Genomic DNA, 17,489 nt, shown 5'->3' on the forward strand with positions numbered 1-17,489 from the left:
TCAGCGGTGACGTACCGGCCGGACTCGGCTTCGCTGTCCGAGAAACGCTATATAAATAGTGACGTGACCACGGCCGCTGTATGCACGTAGCGGACAGACGTTCAGGGACGGGACGCCGCGTACGACCATGTCCGGAACCGACACCGTCGGCGCGTCACGGTTCGTCTGTCCGTTCTGCGAGCGGACGTTCGAGCGGTCGCGGACGGCGTGTTCGAACTGCGGCAGCACGGTCGTGCTCCCGCTCGAGAGCCAGTCCGCGTACGACAGCATCCTCGCGATGTGTGGGAAGTAGGTCGGACGCGACCGACCGCCGGCCCGGGGGCGTCACCGACGGGCTTACATACAGCCCAACCTGTACCCGAGAGCGTGCGCGTCGAGAACAGTTTCATCGGCACCGACGGCGTCGGGGAGAAGACCGAGCGGTCCATCTGGGAGCAGGGCGTCACCCACTGGGACGAGTTCGAACCGTCAGTCGTCGGCGGCCAGCGCGGCGACCACATCCAGCAGTTCATCGACGAGGGGCGCGAGCGGGTCGCCGAGACCGACGTGGCCTACTTCGACCGGGCGTTTCCCAGCAGCGAGCGCTGGCGGCTGTACGAGACCTTCCGCGAGCGGGCCTGTTTCTTCGACATCGAGACGACCGGACTCGACCAGGACCGAAATCAGGTGACGACGGTGAGCCTCCACCAGGACGGCGACACAGAGACGCTGATAGCCGGCGACGACCTGACGACCGAGAACCTCCGGGCCGCGTTCGACGGCGCGGATCTGCTGGTGACGTTCAACGGCAAGCGCTTCGACGTGCCCTTCCTCGAAGCGAACTTCGACGTCGACCTCGACCGGCCGCACCTGGACCTCATGTACACCTGCAAGAAAATCGGGCTCTCGGGCGGGCTCAAACAGGTCGAGCAGGACATCGGCATCGAGCGCGACCGGCCGGACATCTCGGGCCGGGACGCGGTCCGTCTCTGGCGGGAACACGAGCAGGGCCGTGACGGTGCACTCGAAACGCTGGTGTCGTACAACCGGGAGGACACAGTGAACCTCAAGACGCTGGCCGAAACCGCGACCGAGCGCCTCGACGAAGAAGTTTTCGTCGGTTGAGACCGCGGACGGGAACCGTCACCATACCCCCATCGTTTCAGGTGGAACGGGGAGCCGACGCCCGACTGGGTCGGCTATCGGCTCCAGAAGGGCGTGTGTCCGTGGCCGAGCAGGATAGCCGCGACGTGCCAGGCGACGAGTTCGACGAACAGCCCCGTGTCCTGGCCCGTGCCGACGCCGTAGAGCGACGGGAGATAGCAAAGCGGCAACACTACCGCGCTCCAGAACGCGACCGGACGGACGCCGGCGAGCGTCACGGTCCAGACGCCCCGAGCCGCGAACGCGAGCGTATCGAGGTATCGGCCGGCGTCCGTCGCCCCCAGGCTGTCGGTGTCGCTCTGGCGGGGGAGCGAGGGGTTATCGCTGTTCGACGACCCCACCGTCGCTCACCCTGTCTGGCCTCGGTATCATCGGTCGAAACAACAGTATACCGCACCTAATCGGTGGTTGCTACACATATAAGCGGACGCGTCGGCGCGGCTACGTGTATTCACCGTCCCAGTCGGTGTCATCGGGTGTCACACCGGGTTCACGGCGCCTGCACAGTCCGGGCACTCGGCGAGCATCCGGGGCCAGTCGCCGGCCGTGTCGTAGGCGATGACGAGGTTCGCCGCCGGAATCGTCACGTCACAGGCCGGGCACTTCCCGAGCGGTGGGTCGGCCGTCTCTATGTCACTGTTCCACATACGACGAGCTACACACGCTAAACGTATTGTTACCAACCTCCTACGGCGCGTCTCACTCCCCGTCCCGCGGCGGCCGCTTCGAAAGCCGGTCGAACCGGCGCTGGGCCTCGCTCGCCCGGTCGACGGTTTCGTCGGCCTCGTAGGTCACGTCCGCGAGCGCCGCGTCCGCGACGGTTACTTCGAGGACAGCGTCGGCCGTCCGCGCCTCGGCCGGCAGTTCGGCCGCCTCGATGTCGAGGGCGTACAGGTCGTCCTCGGCCTCCAGTTCGAGCGTCGCGATTCCCTCCTCGATTCGGTCGACGACGGCGGTGTAGGTTCCATCAGGTATCATTAGTAACTCCGTTCGAGTACGGTCTCGTTGTCGACGTCGGTTACGGTGACAGTGTCGCCACCGTTGTTCCATATCGGACGCTCGGACCCCCAGTAAAGGTCGGTAGCCGTGTCGGTGCCGCTGCCGGTGTGCAGGGTAACGGTCTCGTCGGGGCCGAGGGTGACCCCCTCGGGGAAGGCGTAGGTGCGGCCAGACTCGTCGGCGACCGTCCAGCCGCCAATCGAAAGCGGGGCCGCGCCCGCGTTCCGGAACACGACGTACTCGTCGTTGAGGTTGTCCCGGTCGTCGCCGGCGGCGTCGGCGCGAATCCGGTCGACGACCAGGTCCCCGCTCGTGTTTTCGGCGGGCGTTCCACCGTCAGTCACGACCGGCGTGTCGGCCCGGACCGACACGCCGGCGCGGTAGGTCGCACGCTCCGAGACGGGGTCGGTCGCGCCGGGGGCAATCGGGTCGCCGGCACGCAGCGACAGCGGGTCGGTCGGTGCGGCCCGTTGCGTGCTGACGGTCACGGCGGTCCCGCCGCTTGTCACCACAGTGTCGCCGTGGGTGGCGGTCCAGTACGTCGGCACCGACCGCGCTGCGAGCCGCGCGAGCGTCTCGTTGCTGGGGTGGCCGTACTGGGAGTCGTAGGCGCTCGACACGATGACCGTCCGGGGGTCGGCGGCGTCGAGCAGCGCCCCGCTCGTGCTTGACGCGCTGCCGTGGTGCCCGGCTTTTAGCACGGTGGCCTTGAGCGTTGCTCCGTAGGTGTCGACGAGATACGCCTCCTGCTTGTCCTCCGCATCGCCGGTAAAGAGGAAACTCGTCTCACCGTGCTCGACCCGGAGGACGATGCTGTTCTCGTTTCGGTCCCCGTTTTCGAGGTATGGCTCCGGCGGGCCGAGGACGGTCGTCTCGACGCCAGCGAACCGAATCCGGTCGCCCTCGCGGGTCTCGTACAGCGTCACGTTGTGGGCGTCGACAGCGTCGAGGTATCGCTCGTAGGTCTGCGTACTCGCGGCGATACCGGGGTCGTACACCGCGCCGACGCCGTTTTCCTCGGTCTTGTAGTGCCTGATGACGGCCGCGTTGCCGCCGATGTGGTCGGCGTCATTGTGTGAGACGACGAAGTGGTCGACGCGGTCGATGTCCTGTCGGTCGAGATACTGCAGGACGTACTCACCGTCGTCAGTGAAATCCCCGGAGTCGATGAGCATCGTCTCGTTGTCGGGACTGACCAGCAAGGTCGCCACCGACTGGCCAACGTTGATGAAATGGACCTCTAGCGTCCCGTTCGCTGCGACCGGCGAGGAGGAGTCCGGCGTCGCTGTCTCGGTTGCGGTCGGCTGGGTCGCGCCGCTGTCAATCCCGTTCGCCACGAACCCGCCGCACCCAGCAAGTACCAACAGTACTGCGACGGCTATTGACGCAACCCCGCGACTCCATACCATTCCGTCTGTCTACGCGCCCGGGTTATTTGGTAGCACTTACCAATTACATGCCGCGAGACAGTGCGTGGCGTCGTGCTCCCGGAACAACAGCACGCCGTTCAGTAGTTGGCGGCCTCGGGTGTCTGCGGCGAGTCCGTCGGCTGCAGCAGGTGGACGCGCCCGGCAAGAAACCCCAGCAAAAGGCCGGTGAAATGTGCGATAAGCGCGACGCCGGGGTTCGCGGTGGCAATCGTGATCGCGGCGGCGACGACGCCAGCCAGTGCCAGCTGGACGCGCGGCGCGAGTTCGAATCTGCCGATGACAGTGTCAGTCAGACGATTGGCGGCAAGCAGGTATCCGAAAAGCGCAAACACCGCGCCGCTGGCCCCGAGCACGGAGACGTGACTGACCATCCCGGGGACGAACGGGCCGACGAGGCCAGCTATCGAGACCTGTGAAACTCCGGCGAGTGCGCCGGTCGAGACGAAGAAGGCGTGAAACCGGAGTGGCGAGGTCCGGCGTTCGAGGACAGCGCCAGCGAGCGCCAGCCCGACGGCGTTTGCGAGGAGGTGGGGCAGGCCAGCGTGTGCATACACGTTGGTGACAAGCGTCCAGGGACGGCTGAGCAGCGGAGGAGAAAGGGCGAACAGGCTCCGCGGCGCGGCCACTACGCCGACGGCCTGCTGTGCGAGGAACACAGTACAGATGACGGCCAGCGTGACCACGGTTGGGCTTTGTCGCAGCGGCTTCATCTCGCTGATATTGTTGCCCTCGATACAAGAAACGCTCGGACGCCCCGAACCGTTGCAGAACGCATACGTGGCAGCGTGGCGTTACCTCGCGTATGTCCGAGCTAACTGACGCCCTCACTGCGGCGTTCGCAAACGAGACCGACGACGACATCGCACAGGCAGCCGCCGAAAACATCGACGACTTCGCCGAGGAGTACGACGAGGACTTGACGAGCGACCGCGTCACCGACCTGCTCGCGGACGCACCCTACGACGGGTTCCAGCGCCGGTTCAACTGGGTCGTCGGCGAACTCGCCGCCGAGAGCGAAGACTGCACCGACTCCCGGGAGTTCCGCATCGACGGCTTCGGCGACCTCGCGGCCAACCCCGATATCGGGACCTGAGCGGGCCATGCCCGGCGGAACCTACACGCTGGTACTCCAACGGGACGCCCGTGGACCGATTACGGTCGGCGCGCTTGGCGAATTCACGTTCCCGGCGGGCTGGTACGCCTACACTGGGAGCGCGCTGGGCAGCGGCGGCTTCGGCCGCATCGACCGCCACCGCGCGGTCGCCGCCGGCGACAACGACACCCGGCACTGGCATATCGACTATCTGCTCGGTGACGCAGCGACGACCGTCGAGCGGGTCGTCACAACCGAGGCCGACGTCGAGTGTGCCGTCGCCCGGCGGGTCGACGGCCCGACGGCCGAGGGGTTCGAGCGTATCGACGCTTTCGGCTGTTCTGACTGTGACTGTCGTTCGCATCTGATACACCACGCGCAGCGGGCACAGCTGGTCGGCGCGGTGACCGACGCCCACGAGGCCGTCCGCGACGCGCCCACAGACGAGTAGTCAGGAGATGTGAATCGCGGGCTTGTTCGGCCGTGCCTTGGCCGCGAGGTCGTCGTCGGGGTCGGCCCGCCGGACGACCACGTCGCAGTCGAACTCGTCTTCGAACAGCCACGCGGCCTGCTGGAGCGTGTTGAGTTCGCGTTCGCCGTCGATAATCGGTTCCAGTCCCGCGCCGCGGTCGGCCAGGCGGTCGGCGAACTCGGCGGCCGCGTCACCGTGCTGTTTGATGTCTTCGTCGGCCATGATTTCGCCGACGATGGCGGCGTCGGGATCGGACTCGCGGGCGATCTCGTAGGCCCGGTACTTCCAGTCGGCGGCGACGACGAGTTCGATCTCGTTCGGTTCGTCGATGTCGACGACTTCCGTGATTTCGCGCACGTCGTCGAGCGTCCGCCGAACGACCTGCCGCTCGATGCGGTAGTTGTCAACGTCCCGGAGCGGTTCCGGCCACCGGCTCTCGGCGACGAGGCCGTCCTCGTCGAGCAGTTGCCACATCTCCTCGGCGAGGAACGGTGCAATCGGAGCAACCAGACGAGCGAGCACCCGCAGGCCGCGGCCGTAGGCGAACTGGTAGGGCCGGTCGTAGCCCGCGTAGCGCCCCAGAAGCCGGGCGAACCGCTGTATCTCGCCGATGACACGATGGAAGCGAAAGCGGTCGTACTCCTCGGTGACGGCCGCGATTGTCCGGTCGATTTCCCGCTCCAAGTACGCGTCGTGGTCGGTGCTCTCGGTGCGTGTCTCCGTTCGGTCGGTGTATTCCGTGACAAGGCGATACAGCGTCTGCTGGAAGTCGTAGGCCGTCGAGACGTCCTTCACGGTCCACTCGAAGTCCTGCGAGGGGTGGGCCGCCGAGAGGACGAACAGCCGCGTCGTCTCGGCCCCGTACTCGTGGGGCGCGATGTCGTTGCCCTTCGACTTGGACATCTTCTCGCCGCTGTGAAGCACCGTCCCCTGGTTGATGAGCCGCTCGACCGGTTCCTCGCGGTCCAGCAGGCCGATATCCGACAGCGCCCGGGCGAAAAAGCGGATGTACAGCAGGTGGAGGACGGCGTGTTCCTCGCCGCCGACGTACACGTCGACCGGGAGCCACTCGTCGGCGGTTTGCTGGTCGAAGGGGGCGTCCTCAAAGTGTGGAGACAGGTATCTCAAAAAGTACCACGAGGAGTCGACGAACGTGTCCATCGTGTCCGTCTCCCGCACCGCGTCGGCCCCGCAGTCGGGGCAGGTCGTCCGCTTCCACTCCGCAGCCGCATCGAGCGGGTTCCCGGTCGTCTGGACGTAGTCGGGCAGTTCCACCGGCAGGTCCTCCTCGGGGACGGGGACGTGGCCGCAGTCGTCGCAGTGGACGACGGGGATGGGCGTCCCCCAGTAGCGCTGGCGGGAGATGAGCCAGTCCCGCAGGCGGTAGGTCACTGCGGACTCGGCGGCCTCGTGCTCACACAGGCGCTCGCGGGCGGCGGAACTGGCGAGGCCGTCGTACTCGCCGCTGCCCGTGAGCATCCCGTCGCCGGTGTACGGTGCGTGTGGCAGGTCCGTCCCGCTGCCATCGACCGGTTCGACAGCCCGCTGTACGGGCAGATCGTGTTCGTCGGCGAAGGCGTGGTCCTGTTCGTTGTGAGCGGGGACGCCCATAACCGCGCCCGTGCCCACGTCGTCCAGCACGTACGCCGCGACGTACACCGGCAGTTCCTCGCCGGTGTAGGGGTGTGTCGCGGTGAGGTCCGTCTCGACGCCGCTCATCCCGGTGTCGTCCGTAGTCGCCACTGATTCCACGTACTCGGCGACGGCCTCGTCCGCCTCGGCGAGCGCTCGGGCGAGGTCGTGGCCCGGAGACAGTGCCAGATACGTCGCGCCGTAGACCGTATCGAGCCGCGTCGTGAACGCCTCGACGGTGTCGTGGTCGTCGTGGTCGATGGAGAACGCGACGCGAGCACCTTCTTGTCGGCCGATCCAGTTGCGCTGGCTGTCCCGGACGCCGTCAGGCCACCCCTCCAGGTCGTCCAGCCCGTGATACAGCTCCTCGGCGTAGTCGGTGATGGCGAAAAACCACTGGTCGAGGTCGCGCTGCTCCACGCCGGTCCCGCAACGCCAGCAGACACCACCGTGGGTATGGCTGTGGCCGGTGCCGGCAATCGTCTCGCCTTCGTCGGTTTCCGGCGGCGTCTCGACCTGTGCGTCGGCAAGCACTGTCTCGCAGTCCGGACACCAGTTCACCGTCGCCGCGCCGTAGTCAACCAGACCCTCGTCGTAGAACTGGGTAAACAGCCACTGGTTCCACTGGTAGTATTCGGGGTCGCAGGTCGTGATCTCCCGAGACCAGTCGTAGCCAAAGCCCATCTCCCGAAGGTCGTCTTTCATCTGGTCGATACACGTTCGGGTCCAGGACTCGGGGTCCGTGTTCCGTTCGTAGGCCGCGTTCTCCGCCGGCAGGCCGAAGGCGTCCCACCCCATCGGGTGGAGTACGTCGTCGCCGGCCATCCGCCGGTACCGGGCGTACGCGTCCGTGATGGCGTAGTTCCGGATGTGTCCCATATGCAACGAGCCGGACGTGTACGGGAACACCCCAGTACGTACGTCGGGTCGTCAGCTTCAGCGGGGCACTCGAAAACGCCCTCGCGCTCCCAGGCCTGCTGCCAGTACTCCTGAACCCGAGCGTGGTCATATCGGCGCGACATTTGCTACCTCGTCCTGTGCCGGCGGCGCACATCAGTGTTCGGCTCTGAAAAGGGGCTTGCCCCAACGGGACTGCTATTGTGTACAGCCAGAACCTTGTGCTACTGTTGCGGGCAGAAATAAGCCCAGAGAAGATTGTTTCTAGCTCATTCCTCGCCGGACTCGTAATGCTCACCCGCGGCTTCGGGCAGGCGAGTCTTGCCCACCAGAGCGAGCACGACGATGACGGCGACGAACGGGATCGTCTGGACCAGTGAGTCGGGGACAGCGATGACATCGGCCGTCTGGAGGCGCAACTGGACGGCGTCGAGACCGGCAAACAGCGTGGTCGACAGCAGCGCACCGACCGGGTTGTAGTTGCCGAACAGATAAGCGACGATGGCGATGAATCCCTTGCCGTTGACCATCGTCGGCCCGTTGCCGGTGAACTGGCCGATGTTGATGGCCAGCGCGGCCCCGCCCATCCCCGAGAGGACGCCGGAGAGGAGTACGGCGGCGTAGCGGACGCGTGACACGTCAACGCCGGCAGTGTCCAGTGCCTTCGGGTTCTCGCCGGAGGCCCGGACCCAGCGGCCGAAGGTGGTGCGGTTCAGCACGTACCACGACGCCGCCACGGCGAGGAACATGATATACACTGCAGGCGAGGCATCGAACAGCGCGCCGAAGAACGGGATGTCGGCCAGCCCCGGGACCGTTATCGTATCGAAGGTCCCGACGTTGCTAGTGTTTGGCCCGCCGTAGAACACCTGTGAGGCGAACGGCGCGAGGCCGAGCGCGATGAGCCAGACGGCCAGACCGGCGATGATCTGATCCGCGCGGAACTCGATACAGACGACGGCGAAGACGCCAGCGAGCAGCGTCGACGCGACGATGCCGATGAGGAACCCGAGCCACAGCGACCCGGTGGCGTCGGCCCCGAAGATAGCTGCGAACGCCGAGATGATGAGCAGCCCTTCGAGCCCGATGTTGATGATGCCGCTTTTTTCCGCAAAGATGCCACCGAGCGCGGCCAGCACGATTGGGACCGAGAGCCGTAGCGTCGATGACAGCGTCGATTTCGAGGCCAGCACCCAGAATATCTGCCCGGGGGTCGACGCCGGTGCCACGAGGCCGAACCCGGCGAGGACAGCCAGCGTGAGAAACGCCGCAGCGGCGATGAACAGTCGGCCTGACGCTGACGAAAGTCGATCCATGGTGCTGTCGTTAGTCATCAGCACCACCTCCGGCGGTCGCGGTGGCCGGACTGTCTGGCTCGCGCGTTGCGAGCCGCCGTCCGATGATACGGAAGAACTCCGGCATCGCGACGAACAGGATGATAAGCCCCCGGAGGACGCCGACCAACTGTGGCGGTACGTCGGTCGCGAAGGCCACCACGTTCGAGCCGGACTTGAGGACGCCAAAGAGCAGGGCAGCGAAGACGGCTCCAATCGGATTGTTGCCGGCAAGGATAGAGACGGTGATCCCGTCGAAGCCGTAGCTCGGAATGCCGGTCTGGAACTTTCCGAGGGTCATCATCACGAACACGGCCCCGCCGATACCGCCGAGTGCGCCGGACAGCGTCAGCGACGTTAAGATAGTCCGGGCGGAGTCGACACCGCCGTACTCCGCGGCTGCAGGCTGGATACCGGCGGTTCGCAGGTCGTATCCGAAGGCCGTGTGTTCGAGCAAGTAGTAGACGCCCCAGACGAACGCGAGCGCAATCAGCAGCGCGAGCAAGGAGAAGTCCGTCCGCGGGTCGAACAGGATCGAGGGGAACTGCCCTTCGACGGGCAGCGTCCGGGTCTGTGTCGCCTGACTCGTCGGGTCGGCGAAGTGGTTCCGGACGAGATACAGCGTTACCCGGACGGCGACGAAGTTGAGCATAATCGTCGTAATAACCTCGTTTGCGTCGGCATAGGCTTTCAACGCGCCAGGTATCGCACCGTAGAGGCCGCCGCCGATTGCGCCGGCGAGCAGGCCGAGCGGAATAAACAGGACGAGCGCGATTGTTCCGGAGACTAGCGAACCAGCCCAGAGCACCGTCAGTGCGGCCGCCAGCGCGCCGATGATAAGCTGGCCCTGCGTCCCGATGTTGAAGATGCCGGCACGGAACGCTAATGCAACCGAGAGTCCGGTGAACACCAGAATCGTCGTCTCCCGAAGCGTCGCCGCGAACTGCGCGTTCAGCGGCGACCAGCCGCCGGCGAAGGGATCGCCCAGCGCGCCGAGGAACAGCCGATTGAACACGTAGAACGGGTCGTAACACAGCGTCGTGGAACCGAACGTAAGTACCGGCGACCGGCACGTCGCCAGCAGTCCCGCGACGGTGACGATGACCGTTCCGACGACGATAGAGAGCAACAGCGCCGAGACAGCGATGAGGATACGCTCGCCGACAGAGGTCTGCCCCAGTCTGATGAGTTGCTGTCGGTACTGTGACCACCGGTCGTCCGCATCCGGCGTCGGCGGGTCGTCGCCGTTCCGCGACGGGTCGCTATCGCTCATTGGTGTCCCTCCCCGTCCGCCGCAATGGTCGGGGCGGCGTCAGGTTGCTGCCCGGCCATCAGCAGTCCGAGCTGTTCTTCGGTCACGCGCTCGGGATCGACGATGTCGACGATCTCGCCCTCGTAGACGACGGCGAGGCGGTCCGAAAGCGACTGGACCTCATCGAGGTTCGAAGAGATGAGCAACACGGCCCGGCCCGCTTCCCGGAGCGCGTTGATCTGGTCGTGGATGAACTCCATCGACCCCACATCCACGCCGCGCGTGGGGTGAGAGGCAACGATAAGACGCGGGTCCCGGGCGAACTCCCGGCCGACGACGAACTTCTGCTGGTTCCCGCCGGAGAGAGACTTCGCGTGAGCGTTGGCATCCGGCGGCCGAACGTCGTACTCTTCGATTATCTCCTCCGCGTGGTCGCGCGTGTAGTCCCAGTCGATGCGACCGTTCGAGGAGTAGTCAGGGGCGTGCTGGCTCCCCAGCAGGCCGTTCTCGACGAGGTCGAAGTCCATCACCAGCCCTCGCTCCTGTCGGTCTTCCGGGATGTAGGCCAGTCCGGCCTCGATGCGCTCCCGGCGGCTGTCGGTGGTCCGGTCGACGTCGTCGTATGTGATCGTTCCCTCGTCAGGCATCTGGAGCCCGGTAATTGCCTCGACCAGTTCCGACTGGCCGTTCCCGTCAACGCCAGCGATACCGAGCACCTCGCCGGCCCGGACCTCAAGCGAAATCCCGTCGACTGCGCGGACACCCCGGTCGTCCTCCACAACGAGGTCCGAAACCTCGAGGATAGACCGGCCCGGCTCGGCAGGGTCCCGGTCGAGGTCCAGCAGCACCTCCCGACCGACCATCATCTCGGCCAGTTCTTCCCGAGTGATGTCGTTGGCCGGCACCGTCCCGACGTTTTTCCCCTCGCGCAACACAGTGATTTCGTCGGCAGCCTCCATCGCCTCGCCGAGCTTGTGCGTGATGAAAATGATCGTCTTGCCCTGGTCGGTCAGCTCTTCGAGCACGCGAAAGAGATCTTCGACTTCCTGTGGCGTGAGTACTGCCGTCGGTTCGTCCAGAATCAAGACATCCGCGCCGCGATAGAGCGCTTTGAGGATCTCGACGCGCTGCTGGACGCCGACACCGACATCTTCGATTCGGGCGTCGGGGTCCACGTCGAACCCGTACCGCTCGGACAGTTCACGGACCTGTTTTCGGGATTGCTCGCTGTCGACCGTGAGACCGAGCCACTTGCGGGGCTCGTTCCCAAGCGTGATGTTTTCGGTGACGGTCATCGGATCGACCAGCATGAAGTGCTGGTGGATCATACCGACACCCTCGTCGATGGCGTCGCGCGGCGAGTCGAACTGCTGTGTCTCGCCGTGCACGTTGACCGTCCCCTCGGTGGGCTGGTAGAGCCCGTAGAGGACGTTCATCAGGGTGGTTTTTCCCGCACCATTCTCGCCGAGCAGTGCGTGAACCGTCCCCTTCTCGACCGCCAGATCGACATCGTCATTCGCGACTACCCCCGGAAACCGCTTTGTAATACCATCGAGGTGGACGGCCTGTTCCATACTCTGAGCCGTTACCGTCCCGGTGTTTTAACTTCACGGTTCCACATATCTGCCAAAAATATGCGGCAACTGCGTGTGTGGCTGCGACGATTCATATGAACTGGTGTGGTTTATTTCAGGACAGTGTCAGTCGCAGGGCCGGGCATACCGTACACTGCGCCACTGATCCGTCTCAGGCGTTTTCGGGGTCGGTCGGCACGCTGATGTCGCCGTCGATGATGCGCTGACGGACTTCGGACACCTCGTCTTTGACGCTCTGTGGGATTTCCGAGCCGAGCTGCTGGCCGTACACCGCTTCGACACCGTTCTGTTCGAGGCCGAGCGTGTTCACACTGCCGCCCTCGAAGTTATCGTTGACGACCGATTCGACCGACGTGTACACCGCGTTGTCGACGCGCTTGACCATGCTCGCGAGGATAACGTCGCTGAAGTTCTCTTTCGTGACCGACTGGTCGCGGTCGACGCCGACTGCGAAGCGCCCGGCCTCCTGGGCCGCACGGAACACGCCAGTCCCGGTGTTACCGGCCGCGTGGTAGACGATATCCGCACCGGAGTTGTACATCGAGAGAGCCGCCTCTTGGCCGCCCGATGGGTCGTTGAAGTCGCCGACGTAGGCTGTCTGGACCTCGACATCCTCCTCGGCGTGCTTGACGCCGGCTTTGTAGCCGGCTTCGAAGCGGCCGATGAGGTCACCCTCGACGCCGCCGACGAAGCCGACGCTCGCGGAGTCACTCTGCGTGGAGCCGGCGCCAGCCGAGAAGTCCTGGCTGGTCAGCTTCGCAGCCATCAGCCCAATGAGGAACGACCCCTGATGCTCACCGAATACGTACGAGCCGACGTTGTCCGATTCGACGACGGAGTCGACGATCATGAATTTCTGCTCGGGGTACTGTTCGGCGTTTTCCGTGAGGGCGTCTGCCTGCAGGAAGCCGATACAGCAGACGAGGTCGTAATCCGGGTTCGAGGACTGTGCGTACTGCTGCTGGAGGCTGCCGAAGTCCTGTACCGCTTCCGGCTGCGACTCGTCGTATTCGATGTTTAGCTCGTCTGCTGCCCGAATAGCACCGGTCTGGGCCTGGTCGTTGAACGACCCGTCGCCGAGTCCGCCTGTCGCGTACACCATTCCGATACGAGCGGCCGGACCACTGTCGCCGCCGTCTCCGCCGTCTCCGCCGTCGCCGCCGTCGCCACCGTCGCCGCCGCCAAGGCAGCCGGCTAACCCGATTGCAGTTGCGGTACCAACACTACTGATGAACGTGCGTCTTCGCTGTGACATGTCCCACCAGCGGTGTCGATAGGCGTTAAAGACTTCGGTGTCGCACATTAGCCACATCGGCGACAAACCATGGCAAGGCGGGCCGGTCACTGTTCGCTGTCGACGCCGCGGACATTTTATGTACTGGGTGTGAACGGCTGGCAATGACAGTCTGGTCGCGTTCACACAGCAACAACTGGCAGGCTCAAGCGGAGTTCAGCACGCGGTGACTACCGTCGTCTTCTGGGCGCTGGTCGTCCTCGCGACAGTCACCGGCCTTGTAACGGCCTGGACACTCGGTGCGAACAGCAACTCACCGCCGTTCGCCCCAGCCATCGGTGCAAACGCCATCTCGACGATGCGCGCCGCCTTCCTGATCGGCATCCTCGCCGCGCTGGGAGCGCTGACACAGGGTGGGAGCATCTCGGAAACAGTCGGGGCCGGTCTCATCGACGGCGTCGCAATCACCTCGCTGGCGGCAGTCGCCGGCCTGCTGACCGCGACTGGGTTCATGGCGTTCGGTATCTACTCGGGCTACCCCGTTCCGGCGGCGTTCGCGACGACGGGCGCGATGGTCGGCGTCGGCCTCTCGCTCGGCGGCGACCCCGTCTTCGACACCTACCGCCGCATCGCCACCTTCTGGCTGCTCGTCCCGCCCGTCTCGGGAAGCCTGGCCTATCTCACCGCGACTGTGTTACGTCGGGACGACATCCCCGAAACGGTCGGCGTCCCGTTGCTCGCCGGCGTTGTCGGCGGTATCGTCGCCAACGTCCAGTTGAGCATCATCCCGTCGCCTGCCGGCACCGACCAGGGCTCGCTGGCCGGCTTCGCCGCGATGGTCACCGGGACGGATATCGCCGCCGTCGCCGCGACGCTGCTCGTCGCCGCCGGGAGCTTCTACTACATCCGCCTGCAGACGCAGGCCTCCGTCGACAAGGGTATCAAGACGTTTCTCGTCGTTCTCGGCAGCGTCGTCGCCTTCTCCAGTGGCGGCAGTCAGGTCGGCCTCGCGACCGGGCCACTCGAAAACCTCTACGGTACCGAACTCGGCCTCCCCGGGATCGTGTTGCTGGCGCTCGGTTCCGTGGGTATCCTCGGCGGCGCGTGGATGGGTGCCCCCCGCCTGCTACAGGCGACCTCCCGCGAGTACGCACAACTCGGCGTCCGCCGCTCCATTGCGGCGCTGGTCCCCGGCTTCATCATCGCACAGGCCGCCATCGCGCTTGGCATCCCCATCTCGTTCAACAACATCATCATCTCCGGAGTCATCGGCGGCGGCCTCGCCGGCGGCTCCGCCGGGGTCTCGCGCCGGAAGATAGGCGTGACTGTCGGGTTCTGGCTCATCACGCTCGCCACCAGCGTCGTGATCGGCTTCGGCGTGTATCAGGGGCTGGAAGCCGTCCTCGGCAGCCAAGCGTGAGTCGCCGCGTGCTGTCTCCGAGTCGTCGGCGTCGGTGACTATCGGACGACCGTCACTGTCACTGGCGCTTCGCTGACGACCGCCGTCGCGACCGTTCCGAGCAACCGCCGGGCGATCTCGTTTCGCGTTCCACCGTGGCCACCCATTACCACCTGATCCACGTCGACCGCCTCGACGTAGTCCAGAATCGTTTCTGCCGGATCACCTGTCTCGACAGCCGTTTCGATCTGCTGGCCGACCTCGCTGGCCTGCTGTGCCGCCCGGTCGACGAGATTCGTGGCCCGCTCGTCAGCCGCCGCCCGGCGATCCGCGCCCGGTTCGAGCATCCCACCTTCGCTCATTCCCGTGTCGAGCGGCGCAACGACGTTCAGGACTGTAATCCGACAGTCAAACGTCTCCAGCGCGTACGTCAGCGCCTCGTCAGCCAGCGGTGACCCGTCCAGCGGGACGAGGACGTGTGTCGGTGTCATATGTTCTCTCTGGAAGGGAGCTACAAGTAGCCAGGGGCAAGCGAGGCGTTGCTGGTTCCGTCGGCACCAGAGAATAGTCCAGTAACAACGACGCTGTCGCTCACGAGTTGTTCGCCACAGAAATAGTCCATCCTGGATTCGAACCAGGGTCGAAGCCCCCAGAAGGCTTCAGGATTGGCCTCTACCCCAATGGACTGTGCGCACTCTACAGTATCGGGTGCCCCTTTGTAAGCGTTGCGCGATTCGGTCGGACATGAAGCGTGTCAGCAGCCCGCACAATACTATCGGGAAGACAACAGCGTAACGCCTACGCCAGACAGTGAGACATCGACAGCGCTTTTTTCGGGTGCTGTGCACACTCGCATATGTACGTTGGACGATTCGTCGTTGTCAGTCCCGAAGTCGGTGCGTACCGCGTCTCTTCGCGCTCGTTCCCCAACCGCCAGGCAGTCCAGCGCGACGGGACAGTGACCGTCGAGCCGACGCCGGACGCGCCGGAGACGGACAACCCATACATCTCCTACAACGGTGTCCGGGTCACCGAGCGCGGCGCGGTCGTCGGCAACGGCTCCCACGTCGACCCAATCGCCGAAAAGCTCGAACTGGGCTATCCAGCGCGGGACGCCCTTGCTGAACCGCTCCTGTCGCTCGACTTCGAGAAGGACGACTACGACACGCCGCGGGTCGCCGGTATCGTCGGTGTCGACGCGGCGGACCCAACGACGAACGCCGACGGGCCGGGCGCGGTCATCGGGACCGTCCGCCGGGACGCGCTGCTCGTCGAGGAGGTCACCGAACCGACGCTGGTGGCGACCTACGAGGAGAACAGTCCGACGGCGTTCGACCTGGCCGCGACCGACGCCAGCGAGGTGGCCCGCGAGGTGTACGACCACGAGTACGAACACGCCGTCTGTTCGGCCGGCGTCGCGGGGTCGGCTGGCGAGTTCGACGTGGCAGTGTACAACGGAGAGTGAGGATGGCAGCGAACGCACAGCGGACACAGATGCTGAGCCGGGACCGACACTCAAGACCCTGCAGGGGGTAGACACGAACAATGAAACTCGGGATACTCTCTGATATTCATGGGAATCGGATAGCGCTCGCGGCAGTGCTTGCAGATATGCCGCCGGTTGACGGGCTAGTCTGTGCGGGCGATGTCGTCGGTTACAATCCCTGGCACGCCGACTGTGTCGACGCGATGCGCGGGCACACCGACGCGCTCCCTGCAGACGCTCCCTGGCCGACCGAAGCGGTCCCGACGGTGATGGGCAACCACGACCGTGCCGTCGCCGCCGAGACGCCGTTCGCGTTCAACGGGATGGCCCAGGCCGGCGTCGAACACGCCACGGAACAGTTGTCCGACGAGCAGATAGAGTGGCTGGCGGCACTGCCCGACGAGCGACTGGTGTGTGACGAGCGGGTGAAGCTCGTCCACGGCCACCCGGACGACCCGGACCACTACACATACCCCGAGGAGTTCGGGCCGGACCTGCTGGGTGACGAGGACGTGCTCGTGATGGGACACACGCACCATCAGCACCACGAAGTGTACGAGGACGGTGTCGTGCTGAACCCAGGCAGCGTGGGTCAGCCTCGCGACAGGGACCACCGGGCCGCCTACGCTGTGCTTGACCTCACGGACCTGACTGTCGAGGAGCACCGCGTGGCCTACGACACGAGCGCGGTTATCGATGCGGTTACCGACGCTGACCTGCCGCGGCAAATCGGTTTCCGGTTGACACAGGGCCGGTAGCCCGGGAACAGCACGTCGGCTGTCGTCGGTAGCCTGCAGATACTGCAGCGGGAGGAGGGAATTTATGTCCGTGACCGCTACTGTGTTGCGTGGCGTCTCCATTCGAGGTCCTCGGAATCACGCCGGACGCCGACGACGGGGAGATCGTCGACGCGTACCGCGAGCGGGTAAAAGAGGCACACCCGGATCAGGGCGGGTCGGCGGCCGAGTTCCAGGCAGTCAAGACAGCCTACGAGCGACTGCAGAACGGGTACGAGCCCGGAGACCCCCTGCCCGACGAGGCGTCAGAGTCCGAATCCGAGGCCGAGGAGGCCCCGCCGGAACCGGACGACCCGATGGTAGAATTTCTCAATTTCGAGGTGCTCGAAGACCACGGCTGGGCACTGGAAGACGAGGACCTGTTCGCGAAAGCCGCCGACGCGAACCTGCAGTCGACTGATTTCGGGCGGTTCTACGTCGACCCGAACGACACGCTGCTTGAAGCGGCCGAAAAGAACGGCTTCGCGTGGCCGTTTGCCTGCCGTGGCGGCGCGTGCACGAACTGCGCGGTGGCAGTCGTCGAAGGCGAGATGCCGTCGCCGGCGAGCCACATTCTCCCGCCGGACCTCACCGAAAAGGGGATTCGCCTGTCGTGTATCGCCGCACCGGTGTCTGACGACGCGAAGATCGTCTACAACCTGAAACACCTCCCCGAAGTGAGCGAACTGTTGCTGCCCGCGAGCCGGTTCGAGCAGGCCTCCTCAACCGATTAAAAAGAATTCAGCG

Annotated in this window: 18 protein-coding genes and 1 pseudogene; 8 read left to right on the forward strand and 11 right to left on the reverse strand. The window is 65.2% G+C overall.

Annotated features, from left to right (window positions below; genetic code table 11):
• Window positions 1–127: 127 nt before the first annotated feature.
• Both D3D01_RS23670 and D3D01_RS08770 read left to right on the forward strand, forming a co-directional pair.
• Window positions 128–292, forward strand: coding sequence for a hypothetical protein (locus D3D01_RS23670; RefSeq protein WP_158598811.1), 165 nt, complete (start codon window positions 128–130; stop codon window positions 290–292).
• 74 nt (window positions 293–366) lie between these two features.
• Window positions 367–1,104, forward strand: coding sequence for a ribonuclease H-like domain-containing protein (locus D3D01_RS08770; RefSeq protein ID WP_121511933.1), 738 nt, complete (start codon window positions 367–369; stop codon window positions 1,102–1,104).
• A gap of 74 nt (window positions 1,105–1,178) precedes the next feature.
• Here D3D01_RS08770 and D3D01_RS08775 read toward each other — a convergent pair whose 3' ends face one another.
• The 5 genes from D3D01_RS08775 to D3D01_RS08790 form a co-directional block, all read right to left on the reverse strand.
• Window positions 1,179–1,484: a hypothetical protein gene (locus D3D01_RS08775; RefSeq protein WP_101351337.1), complete on the reverse strand. Its 306-nt coding sequence runs from the start codon at window positions 1,482–1,484 to the stop codon at window positions 1,179–1,181.
• A 138-nt stretch (window positions 1,485–1,622) separates the two neighbouring features.
• Window positions 1,623–1,790 carry a hypothetical protein gene (locus tag D3D01_RS24025; protein WP_198560200.1) on the reverse strand — a complete coding sequence of 56 codons (168 nt, stop codon included), beginning with the start codon at window positions 1,788–1,790 and terminating at the stop codon, window positions 1,623–1,625.
• A 52-nt stretch (window positions 1,791–1,842) separates the two neighbouring features.
• Window positions 1,843–2,121 (reverse strand): DUF3006 domain-containing protein, encoded by a 279-nt coding sequence (locus D3D01_RS08780; protein WP_121511934.1) that lies wholly within the window; start codon window positions 2,119–2,121, stop codon window positions 1,843–1,845.
• Window positions 2,121–3,551, reverse strand: coding sequence for a lamin tail domain-containing protein (locus tag D3D01_RS08785; protein ID WP_121511935.1), 1,431 nt, complete (start codon window positions 3,549–3,551; stop codon window positions 2,121–2,123). The genes D3D01_RS08780 and D3D01_RS08785 overlap by 1 nt, the downstream gene beginning before the upstream one ends.
• Window positions 3,552–3,649: 98 nt before the next feature.
• Window positions 3,650–4,282, reverse strand: coding sequence for a rhomboid family intramembrane serine protease (locus D3D01_RS08790; RefSeq protein WP_199725380.1), 633 nt, complete (start codon window positions 4,280–4,282; stop codon window positions 3,650–3,652).
• Between the two features lie 92 nt (window positions 4,283–4,374).
• Here D3D01_RS08790 and D3D01_RS08795 point away from each other — a divergent pair, with 92 nt between their 5' ends.
• On the forward strand, window positions 4,375–4,665 hold the full coding sequence (locus D3D01_RS08795; protein WP_121511936.1) for a hypothetical protein: 291 nt from the start codon (window positions 4,375–4,377) through the stop codon (window positions 4,663–4,665).
• Between the two features lie 7 nt (window positions 4,666–4,672).
• Window positions 4,673–5,116, forward strand: a complete 444-nt coding sequence (locus D3D01_RS08800) for a DUF123 domain-containing protein (protein ID WP_101351341.1) — start codon at window positions 4,673–4,675, stop codon at window positions 5,114–5,116.
• Here the strand turns inward: D3D01_RS08800 and leuS are convergent.
• The 5 genes and pseudogenes from leuS to D3D01_RS08825 form a co-directional block, all read right to left on the reverse strand.
• A pseudogene (leuS, locus tag D3D01_RS08805) lies at window positions 5,117–7,791 on the reverse strand (leucine--tRNA ligase).
• Window positions 7,792–7,935: 144 nt separating this feature from the next.
• Complete coding sequence (locus D3D01_RS08810) at window positions 7,936–8,982, reverse strand: ABC transporter permease (protein WP_121512099.1); 1,047 nt, start codon at window positions 8,980–8,982, stop codon at window positions 7,936–7,938.
• Window positions 8,983–8,992: 10 nt separating this feature from the next.
• Window positions 8,993–10,273, reverse strand: a complete 1,281-nt coding sequence (locus D3D01_RS08815; RefSeq protein WP_121511938.1) for an ABC transporter permease — start codon at window positions 10,271–10,273, stop codon at window positions 8,993–8,995.
• Window positions 10,270–11,826 (reverse strand): ABC transporter ATP-binding protein, encoded by a 1,557-nt coding sequence (locus D3D01_RS08820; RefSeq protein WP_121511939.1) that lies wholly within the window; start codon window positions 11,824–11,826, stop codon window positions 10,270–10,272. The genes D3D01_RS08815 and D3D01_RS08820 overlap by 4 nt, the downstream gene beginning before the upstream one ends.
• A gap of 172 nt (window positions 11,827–11,998) precedes the next feature.
• On the reverse strand, window positions 11,999–13,150 hold the full coding sequence (locus tag D3D01_RS08825) for a BMP family protein (protein ID WP_121511940.1): 1,152 nt from the start codon (window positions 13,148–13,150) through the stop codon (window positions 11,999–12,001).
• Between the two features lie 157 nt (window positions 13,151–13,307).
• Between D3D01_RS08825 and D3D01_RS08830 the strand changes: the two genes are divergently transcribed.
• Entirely contained in the window at window positions 13,308–14,501 is a 1,194-nt protein-coding gene (locus D3D01_RS08830; protein ID WP_064288561.1) for an inorganic phosphate transporter, read from the forward strand.
• 38 nt (window positions 14,502–14,539) lie between these two features.
• On the opposite strand, the gene D3D01_RS08835 is transcribed toward D3D01_RS08830, so the two are convergent.
• A complete protein-coding gene (locus D3D01_RS08835; RefSeq protein ID WP_064288560.1) occupies window positions 14,540–14,971 on the reverse strand; it encodes a universal stress protein in 432 nt (143 codons plus the stop codon).
• A gap of 365 nt (window positions 14,972–15,336) precedes the next feature.
• On the opposite strand from D3D01_RS08835, the gene D3D01_RS08845 reads away from it, so the two are divergent.
• From D3D01_RS08845 to fer, 3 genes are all read left to right on the forward strand, one after another.
• Window positions 15,337–15,945 (forward strand): IMP cyclohydrolase, encoded by a 609-nt coding sequence (locus D3D01_RS08845; protein ID WP_121511941.1) that lies wholly within the window; start codon window positions 15,337–15,339, stop codon window positions 15,943–15,945.
• An 80-nt stretch (window positions 15,946–16,025) separates the two neighbouring features.
• Window positions 16,026–16,724 carry a metallophosphoesterase gene (locus D3D01_RS08850; protein WP_121511942.1) on the forward strand — a complete coding sequence of 233 codons (699 nt, stop codon included), beginning with the start codon at window positions 16,026–16,028 and terminating at the stop codon, window positions 16,722–16,724.
• An 89-nt stretch (window positions 16,725–16,813) separates the two neighbouring features.
• Window positions 16,814–17,476 (forward strand): ferredoxin Fer, encoded by a 663-nt coding sequence (gene fer, locus D3D01_RS08855; RefSeq protein ID WP_064288558.1) that lies wholly within the window; start codon window positions 16,814–16,816, stop codon window positions 17,474–17,476.
• Window positions 17,477–17,489: the final 13 nt, after the last annotated feature.

It is taken from the genome of Haloarcula sp. Atlit-7R, from assembly GCF_003666065.1.
GTDB lineage: Archaea > Halobacteriota > Halobacteria > Halobacteriales > Haloarculaceae > Haloarcula > Haloarcula taiwanensis.

Coding starts and splice junctions, on each gene's coding strand:
- D3D01_RS24025 (WP_198560200.1), bottom strand. CDS start 1,790: ATGTGGAACAGTGACATAGAGACGGCCGACCCACCGCTCGGGAAGTGC.
- D3D01_RS08810 (WP_121512099.1), bottom strand. CDS start 8,982: ATGGATCGACTTTCGTCAGCGTCAGGCCGACTGTTCATCGCCGCTGCG.
- D3D01_RS08800 (WP_101351341.1), top strand. CDS start 4,673: ATGCCCGGCGGAACCTACACGCTGGTACTCCAACGGGACGCCCGTGGA.
- D3D01_RS08845 (WP_121511941.1), top strand. CDS start 15,337: ATGTACGTTGGACGATTCGTCGTTGTCAGTCCCGAAGTCGGTGCGTAC.
- D3D01_RS08790 (WP_199725380.1), bottom strand. CDS start 4,282: ATGAAGCCGCTGCGACAAAGCCCAACCGTGGTCACGCTGGCCGTCATC.
- D3D01_RS08780 (WP_121511934.1), bottom strand. CDS start 2,121: ATGATACCTGATGGAACCTACACCGCCGTCGTCGACCGAATCGAGGAG.
- D3D01_RS08850 (WP_121511942.1), top strand. CDS start 16,026: ATGAAACTCGGGATACTCTCTGATATTCATGGGAATCGGATAGCGCTC.
- D3D01_RS08795 (WP_121511936.1), top strand. CDS start 4,375: ATGTCCGAGCTAACTGACGCCCTCACTGCGGCGTTCGCAAACGAGACC.
- D3D01_RS08785 (WP_121511935.1), bottom strand. CDS start 3,551: ATGGTATGGAGTCGCGGGGTTGCGTCAATAGCCGTCGCAGTACTGTTG.
- D3D01_RS08835 (WP_064288560.1), bottom strand. CDS start 14,971: ATGACACCGACACACGTCCTCGTCCCGCTGGACGGGTCACCGCTGGCT.
- D3D01_RS08815 (WP_121511938.1), bottom strand. CDS start 10,273: ATGAGCGATAGCGACCCGTCGCGGAACGGCGACGACCCGCCGACGCCG.
- D3D01_RS08820 (WP_121511939.1), bottom strand. CDS start 11,826: ATGGAACAGGCCGTCCACCTCGATGGTATTACAAAGCGGTTTCCGGGG.
- D3D01_RS23670 (WP_158598811.1), top strand. CDS start 128: ATGTCCGGAACCGACACCGTCGGCGCGTCACGGTTCGTCTGTCCGTTC.
- D3D01_RS08825 (WP_121511940.1), bottom strand. CDS start 13,150: ATGTGCGACACCGAAGTCTTTAACGCCTATCGACACCGCTGGTGGGAC.